The 9,509-nt window shown below is 62.1% G+C and carries 10 protein-coding genes; 1 reads left to right on the forward strand and 9 read right to left on the reverse strand.

All coding sequences use genetic code 11. The annotated features are described in order from the left end of the window. The coding region (locus tag AC1D00_RS13235) for an MFS transporter (RefSeq protein WP_477010976.1) at window positions 1-679 on the reverse strand (679 nt) is incomplete at its 3' end. A gap of 74 nt (window positions 680-753) precedes the next feature. Further along, complete coding sequence (locus AC1D00_RS13240; RefSeq protein WP_477010977.1) at window positions 754-1,917, reverse strand: HlyD family secretion protein; 1,164 nt, start codon at window positions 1,915-1,917, stop codon at window positions 754-756. A 153-nt stretch (window positions 1,918-2,070) separates the two neighbouring features. On the opposite strand from AC1D00_RS13240, the gene AC1D00_RS13245 reads away from it, so the two are divergent. Next, entirely contained in the window at window positions 2,071-2,751 is a 681-nt protein-coding gene (locus AC1D00_RS13245; RefSeq protein ID WP_477010978.1) for a TetR/AcrR family transcriptional regulator, read from the forward strand. Between the two features lie 63 nt (window positions 2,752-2,814). Here the strand turns inward: AC1D00_RS13245 and AC1D00_RS13250 are convergent, their stop codons facing one another. From AC1D00_RS13250 to AC1D00_RS13280, 7 genes are all read right to left on the reverse strand, one after another. Then, the gene (locus tag AC1D00_RS13250) at window positions 2,815-3,195 is read right to left on the reverse strand and encodes a hypothetical protein (RefSeq protein ID WP_477010979.1); all 381 of its coding nucleotides are present in this window, start codon (window positions 3,193-3,195) and stop codon (window positions 2,815-2,817) included. A 37-nt stretch (window positions 3,196-3,232) separates the two neighbouring features. Then, on the reverse strand, window positions 3,233-4,849 hold the full coding sequence (locus tag AC1D00_RS13255) for an MDR family MFS transporter (protein WP_135177445.1): 1,617 nt from the start codon (window positions 4,847-4,849) through the stop codon (window positions 3,233-3,235). A 50-nt stretch (window positions 4,850-4,899) separates the two neighbouring features. Continuing rightward, a complete protein-coding gene (locus AC1D00_RS13260; protein ID WP_135177475.1) occupies window positions 4,900-6,048 on the reverse strand; it encodes an HlyD family secretion protein in 1,149 nt (382 codons plus the stop codon). 46 nt (window positions 6,049-6,094) lie between these two features. Then, complete coding sequence (locus tag AC1D00_RS13265; RefSeq protein WP_135177446.1) at window positions 6,095-7,198, reverse strand: mandelate racemase/muconate lactonizing enzyme family protein; 1,104 nt, start codon at window positions 7,196-7,198, stop codon at window positions 6,095-6,097. 54 nt (window positions 7,199-7,252) lie between these two features. Then, a complete protein-coding gene (locus AC1D00_RS13270; RefSeq protein ID WP_135177447.1) occupies window positions 7,253-7,681 on the reverse strand; it encodes a cupin domain-containing protein in 429 nt (142 codons plus the stop codon). Between the two features lie 23 nt (window positions 7,682-7,704). Beyond that, the gene (locus AC1D00_RS13275) at window positions 7,705-8,127 is read right to left on the reverse strand and encodes an OsmC family protein (RefSeq protein WP_135177448.1); all 423 of its coding nucleotides are present in this window, start codon (window positions 8,125-8,127) and stop codon (window positions 7,705-7,707) included. A 34-nt stretch (window positions 8,128-8,161) separates the two neighbouring features. Next, on the reverse strand, window positions 8,162-9,509 hold a 1,348-nt coding region (locus tag AC1D00_RS13280; protein WP_477010980.1), incomplete at its 5' end, for a xanthine dehydrogenase family protein molybdopterin-binding subunit.

Below are 9,509 nucleotides of genomic sequence, written 5' to 3' on the forward strand. Positions count from 1 at the left end.
CATGCACGACGAACAGATAGAATCCCAGAACCGAGACCACCGCTTCGATCCAGATTTCCCTGGATTCGAACCATTCCAGGCGCTCGCTCCGGTCGAGCAGCACTTGCAAGCCGATCATGCCGAACGAAAAAGTCGCCAGACCGAAAAAATCGAAGGGTTGCCTCCGCTCCGCCCTCTTCTCGCGAAGCCAGAACGCCATGGCGAGAAAAATGAATGCCGTGACCGGCAGGCTGACATAGAAGATCGACCGCCAGCCGAAATATTCGCTGAACCAGCCGCCGATACTCGCCCCGCTGCTGATGCCGAGCAGGGAGCACACCGTCCACGCCAGGCTTAGGCGGGCATGCCGCGCAGGCGGCTGCACCTCGAGCAGGATCGCCAGCGAAAGCGGAGCCAGCGGCCCGCTTGCTGCTCCCTGAACGATCCGGGCGAGCGCGAACTGGACGGACGACGTCGCCAGCGTATCCAGCACAAGACCAAGCGCGAAGACGGCAAGGGAGAATTGGTAAACCGACTTCCGTCCATAGCGTCCCGCAAGCCAGCTCGTGACCGACATGGATACGGCGCTCGCCGCAATATAAGAGGAGAACACCCACCCGACCTCGTCATTGGCCATCGACAGGGTTCCCTGGATGTGCGGGAGCGCCGCATTGGGCAGCGAAATGTTGACGGCCTGCATGTAGGTCGCCAGGAGAGCCGCGAGCGACATGGCGCGATGGCCATCGGCGGCAGCGGTCGATGGGAGGGCGACACTCATTTGACCTCCCTCGCCTGCGCAGGCTGAAGCAGATGGCGCAAACTGCTGCGGTATCCGGTATCGACGCGAGCAGTGACACTGATGCCCGAGAACAACGGCCTGCTCGCGTCGACATCATCGAACTCGAGGCGCACCGGCAGACGCTGGACGACCTTGACCCAGTTTCCGGTCGCATTTTCGGGGGGCAGCACCGAGAAATCCGATCCGGTACCGGGACTCATGCTGACGATGTGCGCCCTGAACCTGCGATCAGGATACGCATCGACGTCGATCGTTGCCTCTTGGCCCGTACGCATGTGAGTCAGCCCTGTTTCGCGAAAATTCGCCTCGATCCAGATCCGACGGCTCGACAGCAGCGAGAACACCGGCGCTCCGGCATTGACGAAGCCGCCGATCTGCAGGTCGTCGACCCTGGTCACGACGCCGTCCTCGGGGGCCGTCACTGTCGCATAGGAGAGATCGAGCCGTGCCCGGTCGAGCTGCGCCTTGGCCGCACGAACCGTCGGATGACGATTGACGTCGATATCTGGATCTCCATCCAGGGCCACGATCGTATTGGCGATCTGTTGTTCGATCGATGATATGCGCTGGCGGGACACCTTAAGATTGGTCTCGGCCCGCTCGAAGACCGCGCGCGGCGTGAAATCGGAGGCGACCAGCATCTTCTTGCGGTCGTACTCGCGCTCGTCGAAGGTCGCCGAATCCCTTGCCGACTGCAGCTCGGCCTGTTGCTGGCGATAGGTTGCCTTGAGCCCGTCGATCTGAAGGCGTGCGCTGCCGAGCCGAGCCTCCGCCTGATCGACCGCAATCTGGTAGGGCTCCGGGTCGATGCGGAACAGCACTTGGCCCTGCCGCACGCTCTCATTGTCGTGCACGGCGATCTCGACCGCCTGGCCGGAAACCCGGGCGTTGAGCGTTACTTTCGCTGCCCGAACGAACGCATTATCGGTCGAGACGTAGGGCTCCTGCGCAAAATACACGGCGGCTCCGAGTACGGCCACCACGAGCGGCACAGCGAGCATCAACGGCCGGCGCAACCGCTCCATTACGCTCCTTCTGGGTACTGCGACCGCGCGGTCGGGCGGCGAGCCTTCCACGATTCGATCGAACTGCGTCTCCGCCGCACCCTCGCGTTCGCCCACGGTGCCGGCGACCGGCAAAAGATCTAACCGCATGGAAGGACCTCATCACATATTTTATAACGTTCGTTACAATTATTGTACCTCGGCACCGTAATCAAGGGTCTCTCAGGTTGTTTTTTATAACGATTGATATAAATCTCGTACCAGCACGAAAGGACGAGGTATCTCGACATGCCCCGAAGGAAGAGCGCAACGGAACCGGCAGCTCGCGGGCGACCGCGCACCTATGACACAGAGGCAGCACTCAAGCAGGTCACGGAGACCTTCTGGAGGACCGGCTATTCGGGTACCTCGCTGGACAAGATCGCTGCCGCGGCTGGAATGAGCCCACCGAGCCTCTATGCTGCGTTCGGCAACAAGCACGCGCTCTATCTCGAGGCTCTCGCACGCTATTGGGAGCTCACCCTGGCCGCCACGCGCGAGGCTCTCGCAGGGGACCGTCCCTTGGCCGAAGCGCTGATGCTCGCCTACGACGCGGCGCTGTCCTTCTATATTCCGCGCAAAGGCGCCGCGCGCGGCTGCTTTGTGATCGGAACCGCAGTAGCCGAGGCGGTTGAAGATGCAGAGATCCGGAAGAGCGTTGCCACGGGGCTCCGTATGATCGACGCCGACTTTGAAGCTCGCCTTTGCACAGCACGCGAGAGAGGCGAATTAAAGCAGGATGCCGATCCAGCGGCGCTTGCGGTTCTCGCGTCAGCCACGATGCATACCATCGCCATCCGCGCTCGCGCCGGCGCTCGCCGGGCCGAGCTGAGGGAGATCGCGCGGAAAGCGACGAGTGTAATCTGTGGGTGTCCGGTGGAAGCGGACTGCGCCGCAACACGTTCTCATAGTTCGATGGAATCGAAATGAGGTCGCTGTCGAATCCATCAGCCTCAATGGATCTCGTCGTGCGCGCCATCGGTTGAGCTGACATCATCCAGGCGTTCTCCCGTCTGAGGGAGCGTCGTCCTTTTGCACCAGTCTCGCGGGCTCGTCGTACCCGGCCCGGCTGCTGTAAAAAACCAGCGCCATGAGGCCGAAGCCAACGGCAAGAGAACAAATCACGCCGATTACGAGTGCAMTATATCCCGAGGCTGGAACGTCAGTCCCGGCTGCKCTCGTCCAACCCAGATAGGAAACGTAGACGGTACCGACGAATAACGTGAGCAGCGCGGCGAGAACCAACCAGCCACCTATTCCCATCGACCTCATCGAGATGGTGATCGAATGAATTGTGTTGGTTGGCTTTGCAGGCACACTCAACACTTTGATGTTCTCGGGTGCAGACCCGTGGAGGTTCATGTCGGGCTTCATGCTCGTTCTCCCTTGCGAAGCTCTTTGCAAAATCGGTCTAGTGCGCCCCGCCGGCATTCACATGGTCGGGCTTCTTGAGCATCAGCCCCGCCAGCATTGCGATGATCAGGGCCGCGCCTAACGCGTAGAAGGTGTCGCTGAAGGCCAGAATGAAGGCCTGCTTCTGGATGACCTTTCCAATCGCGACATAGGCGCGATGTGCGGCGTCGACGCGGTCGATCACGCCGTGGTTCATGAAGTAGTCTGTCAGTTGATCCAGCCGGCTTCGCGTTGCCTGCTCCAGCATGGATACCGACGGGGACAGCACGTTGGAGTGATACTGCTCGCGCTTGGTCAGCAGCGTTTGCAGCGCCGCAATGCCGATAGCGCCGCCGAGCTGGCGCATCATGTTGAACAACGCAGACGCAGACCCGGCATTCTGCGGCTCGATGCCGGCAGTTGCGACCGCCGAGAGCGGCGCGAACATGAGCGCCTGACCCACGGCACGGACAACATTCGGCCAGAACAACTGATCGGCCGCATAATCATTGGTCATATAGATGTTCATGAAGTTGGAAGCCGCGAATAGCGCAAAGCCGACGCTGATCATGATGCGCGGATCAACCAGCTTCATCAGCCTTGGCACCAGCGGGATCAGCACAAGCTGCGGCAATCCGGTCCATGCCAGCACCGCGCCGATCTGCTCGGAATTGTAGCCCTGGATTCGAGATAAATAGACGGGCAGAATGTAGACCGAACCGTACAAGGCGACGCCAAGCAGGAAGTTCGCGAGAACACCGAAGCCGAAACTGCGGCGGAACAGCAGGCGCAGGTTCAACAGCGGCTTCTTGCTGGTCAGTTCGATGATGACGAACAGCGGCAGCGCGGTCGCGGCAATGACGGCGAAACGGACGATGAGGGGCGAGCCGAACCAGTCATCCTTGTTGCCTTCCTCCAGAACCGTCTGCAACGCAGAGAGCCCGATCGCCATGGTGACGATACCCGGCCAATCGCCGTCGCGCAGCAACGAGAGCCTCATCGGAGTTGATTCCAGCGAAAAATAGAGCATGCCGATCATGACCGCGCCGGGCACGACGTTGACATAGAAGATGTACTGCCAGCCCCAGTTCTCTGTCAGATAGCCGCCGATGGTCGGCCCGATCGCCGGCGCAAACGTCGCCGAGATCGCAAACAGCGCCTGGCCGATCGGCTGCTTGGTTTTCGGCAACAAGGTGATGATCAGCGTGAATGCCATGGGAATCAGCACGCCGCCGGTAAAGCCCTGCACGGCGCGTAGCGCGATCATCTGCGGTAAATCTTGCGCGACTGCGCAGGCCGCCGAGAACACCAGGAAGAGGAAGGCATTGGTCAGGAGGTAGATGCGGATCGAGAACACCTGAGCAAGCCAGCCACTCAACGGGATCACCACGATCTCCGCAATCAGGTAGGAGGTCGCGATCCAGCCGCCGTCATCGATACCGGCACCAATTCCGCCCTGAATATCGGCAAGCGAGGCGTTGACGATCTGGATGTTGAGCACTGCCATGAATGCGCCCAGCGTGGCGCCGATCACCGCGACCCACGTCTTCACGGGGACGGCTGGAGCCGTTGGCGCCGCCACGGCTGGCCGATTTTCGCCGGCGGGAATGGCATCGATGGTCTGCACTGTGTCCATGGTCGTCTCCTCGGCCGCGAAGGGAGATCCCCTTCACCACGCGCATTCGCTCAACTGCGGGGCTCAGGGCCGCCCGACGCGAGCCGCCTTTTCTCGTCCCGCTCGGCGAGAACCGTCGACTTCGTATCAATGGTGGGCACCGCCGACATTCCGGGACGCAGCAAACCTTTGAGGTTCTTTCCGTCGAACACGATCTTCACGGGAACGCGCTGCACGATCTTGGTGAAGTTGCCGGTCGCATTGTCGGGCGGCAGCAGGGCGAACTCCAGGCCGCTCGCCGGCGACAGGCTGTCGACATGGCCTGTCAGCGTTGTCGAATGGAAGCTGTCGATCCTGAGTTCGACAGGCTGGCCGTTGCGCACATGGGTCAGCTGGGTCTCCTTGAAATTTGCGACCACATAGACCGCATCCAGCGGAACTACGGCCATCAACTGCGTACCAGCCTGGACATACTGGCCGACTCGCAGCGAACGGGCGCCGACGTTGCCCGTGACAGGTGCGGTGATGTCCGTATAGGAAAGATTCAACGCCGCCTGCTGCTCGACCGCGCGGGCATGGTCGAGCTGCGCCAGTGCCTGGGCGCGTTGGGTCGAGAGCACCTCGACCTTCTTGTTCGCCGCGATCAGCCCCGCCTTGCCCTGCTCCAGCTGCGCGCTTTGGGCACGCAGCGCTGCGTCGGTCTGCTGCGCGCGCTGCACCGTGCCGGAGCCGGACTTCATCAGGTCGTCATAGCGGGCACGCTCTTCTCTCGCGAACTTCAGATTGGCCTCTGTGGCGTCCACCTCGGACGCTTGCTGCCGGATCAGCGGTTCTTGCAATTCGATTTGCGCGTTGAGGTTATTCACCGCGGCTTCCGAGGCCGCGACATCGGCACGCGCCTGCTGGAGCGCGGTCTTGAAATCGCGGTCGTCGATCCGCGCCAGAAGCTGCCCCGCTTTGACCGGCTCGTTGTCGGAAACCAAAACTTCGCCGATGTAGCCGGAAACCTTCGGCGCGATGATAGTGGAATCGGCTTTGACATAGGCGTCGTCAGTCGTTTCCAGGTAGCGGCCGATGGTGAGATAGTAATGGCCGAAAGCGGCAGCGCCGGCGACCGCAAGTGCTCCAGCGAATGCCAGGGCGACCCGCCGGAGTGCCTGGCGCGACGGATGAAGACCAGTTCTGGCGCGTGGTCCGGAGACGTAAGAAACATTGGACATGGTTATCTTCCTTGTGATTTCCGAGCGCTGCGTCGCGAGCGCGCTCTCATACTGGCAATCGAAATTTTTCAACGACGTCGGGATCGGGATCAATTCCAAGACCGGGGCCTTGAGGCACGGAGATCCGGCCGTGCTTCGGCCCGAGCGCGCGACCGTAGATGATGGCTTCGAGGTCGAACCAACGCCACTCGATCATGGAATCGGTCGTGCCGAGCGCCGCGGTCGCGTGGATCGCGGCCAGCAAACCTGGGCCGTCATAGAATGAGTGCGGCATCACGGTAGTGTTGTAGATCGCAGCGAGCGGAAACACCTTGCGCAGCTCGCTGATCCCTCCCATCTTCGCCGGGCTTGGCTGGACGAAATCCACCGACCTCGTCGCCAACAAGCGTTCGAAATCCATCAGCGTGTAGACGTTTTCGCCAGCAGCGATCGGGATGCCTGTCCCCTTCCGCAACTCGGTGAGACCGCCGAAGTTCTCCGGAGGCCAAAGCGGCTCCTCCAGCCATTTGAGATCAATCGGCTTGAGATCGTCGGCAATGGCGTGCGCTTGCGCCGGTGTCCAGGAACAGTTGACGTCGAGCATCAGCTCGGCGTCCGGACCGGATTCGTCACGTGCCGCACGGATCGCAGGGAGCTCGATCTCGTGAAGCTTGAGCGTATCGAATCCGGCCTCGATCGCCTGCCGAACGCTGGTCCGGACGAGAGAAGGATCCGAATAGCGGACCAAGCTTGCATAACAGGCCAGGTCGGCCGCGCCGCCGCCCAAAAGCTGGCACAACGGCATGTTGGCGGCCTTGCCTGCGATATCCCAAAGGGCGATATCGAGCGCTGAGATGGCAAATGCCAGCGCCCCGCCGCGTCCGAACACATGCAGCTTCTTCTGCACGTCCAGCATCAACGGCCCGATCCGCGTGGCATCCTGGCCGATAACAAGCGGCGCGATCAGCTGGTCAATCGCGAGCTTCACGGAAGCGACCGCACGAAAGCCGAACGCTTCGCCCCAACCGATCAGGCCCTGGTCCGTCGTCACACGGACAAGCAGCGAATCGGCGGCCGGGAGGTTGCCATCACCCCAGGCCGAGGCATCGGACGGATTTCCCGGCTTGAACGGGATCCGCAACGGAATGGGCTCAACGCCGGTGATGATCATCTTCCATGCCCTCCGGCATGCTCCGAGCCGCGTATGCGGGCCGGAGCGGGTGATTCACGCGTGCTGGTGACGCGGGTCGTCGTGCGCGTCACGGTATTCCAGGCCGAGCGGACCGATCGCCGAGACCTGCGTGACGTATTCGCCGGATTTCGCCCAGTGGTAGTGCCAGGTCTCGCCCGGCAGCACGACGACGCTTCCGGGCGGATAGGCCTGCACCTTGTCTCCGTCGAACGCCTCGCCGAGCCCGATGTAGAAGACGCCGGACATGACCGTATAGATGCGATCCTCCGGATGCTTGTGCGGCATCAGTTTTGCGCCTGCCGGCACCTTCACCCTGACCACATAGGGACCGGGCTCGGTGGGACGGCCGACCACGACCGCTAGGCGAGCGCCGGGCGGAAATGCGGGGAACGGTTTCCAGTCGATCTGTTCGGGCAGGATCGCCCTGAAATCGGCTTGATCGGGCTGATGTTTGACGGTCATGGCTCTCTCCTTCCGACGGTCAATCAGACTAATTTCGCGTCGAGCGTGATCGCGGCCTTGAGAACCTTCGACACCGGACAATTCTGCTCGGCTTCGCGGGCGATGCGGACAAACCCGGCGTCGTCGAGATTCGGCACCTTGCCGCGCAAGGTGAGTGCCGATTTGCCGATCCGGAATCCCTTGCCTTCGGATTCWAGCGTGACGACTGCTTCAGTCGTGAGCTCGGTCGGCGTGAAGCCTGCGAGTTGCAGGCCAAAGGCCAGCGCCATGGTGAAGCAGCCAGCATGTGCTGCTGCGATCAGTTCCTCGGGATTGGTGCCCTTCTCGTTGTCGAAGCGCGTCTTGAACGAATAAGGCGTCTCGGCGAGCGCGCCGGACTCGCTGAACAGGTGACCGCTCCCGTCGCGGCCGCTCCCTTGCCAAACTGCAGTTGCCTTGCGGATCATGTCGCTTCTCCTCCTGGTCCGATATCCCTTCTGATCACGCCTTCAGTGTCTCGGCATCGATCGGCATCTTGCGGAGCCGCTTCCCGGTGGCGGCGAAGACGGCATTGGCGATCGCAGGGACAATGCCCGACGTACCGGCCTCACCCATACCGCCCGGCGGTTCGGTGCTCCTGACCACGTGCACGTCGATTGCCGGTGCCTCGTTGATGCGCAGCATCTGGTAGGTGTCGAAGTTGGCCTGTTCGATGCGGCCTTTCTTCAACGTGATCTCGCCGTAGAGCGCTGCGGTCACGCCGAACATGACACCGCTCTGGATCTGCGCCTGTACCGTGTCGGGATTGACCACGGTGCCGCAATCCATCGCGCAGACCACGCGATGCACCCGAACAGAGCCATCCCTGGCCACCTCGACCTCGGCGACCTGCGCGAGATAGCTGCCGAACGCATATTGCAAAGCGATGCCGCGGCCGCGCCCCTTAGGCAGCGGAGCGCCCCAGTCGGCTTTTTCCGCCGCCAGATCGAGCACGGCCTTCGCCCGCAGATTGTGGTCGAGCAGCGCACGGCGATAGGCCACCGCGTCCTGCCTCGCAGCCGCCGCCAGCTCATCGATGAAGCTCTCGGTGACGAAGACGTTGTGCGAGGGACCGACGCTGCGCCAGAACGCCGTCGGGATGCCGGGCGGTTCGACGCGAACATATTCGACGTGGAAGTTCGGCAGCGCATAGACAAGATCGATCGCCCCTTCGGTCGTGTCGGGATCGAGGCCGTCCTTGAAAGCTGGCGGCAGCCAGCGCGCAATCACCGAGGAGCCGGCGAAACGGTTGGACCAGGCGACCGGTTTGCCGTCCTTATCGAGGCCGGCCGCGATGCGATCGACCCAATTCGGACGGTACATATCGTGCTGGATATCCTCCTCACGCGTCCACACCACCTTCACGGGACCATCGACCTGCTTGGCGATCTCGACCGCCCGCACCGCGCCGTCGGCCTCGAGACGTCGGCCAAAGCCGCCGCCGATGAGGTGATTGTGGATGATCACCTTTTCGACCGGCAGGCCGGCGGCTTTCGCCACCATGGCCTGCACACGCGCGATCGCCTGGGTGCCGACCCAGATCTCGCATTCGCCACCTCGGAAATGCGCCGTGCAATTCATCGGCTCCATCGTGGCATGCGCCAGGAACGGCAATTGATAGTTCGCCTCGACCTTCGTTTCGGCGTTCGCCATCGCCTTGTCGGCATCACCATTGTTCTGGGCAACTGTCCCCGCCTTGAGGGTTGCCTGCTCCAACTCGTGTGCGATGTCCTGCGTGCTCAGCCCGGCGTGAGGGCCTTCGTCCCACTCGATCTTGAGTGCCTCCAACCCCTTTTTCGCGGCGCCCATG

The organism is Bradyrhizobium sp. P2_E8 (assembly GCF_056403875.1).

Coding starts and splice junctions, on each gene's coding strand:
- AC1D00_RS13265 (WP_135177446.1), bottom strand. CDS start 7,198: ATGATCATCACCGGCGTTGAGCCCATTCCGTTGCGGATCCCGTTCAAG.
- AC1D00_RS13270 (WP_135177447.1), bottom strand. CDS start 7,681: ATGACCGTCAAACATCAGCCCGATCAAGCCGATTTCAGGGCGATCCTG.
- AC1D00_RS13260 (WP_135177475.1), bottom strand. CDS start 6,048: ATGTCCAATGTTTCTTACGTCTCCGGACCACGCGCCAGAACTGGTCTT.
- AC1D00_RS13255 (WP_135177445.1), bottom strand. CDS start 4,849: ATGGACACAGTGCAGACCATCGATGCCATTCCCGCCGGCGAAAATCGG.
- AC1D00_RS13245 (WP_477010978.1), top strand. CDS start 2,071: ATGCCCCGAAGGAAGAGCGCAACGGAACCGGCAGCTCGCGGGCGACCG.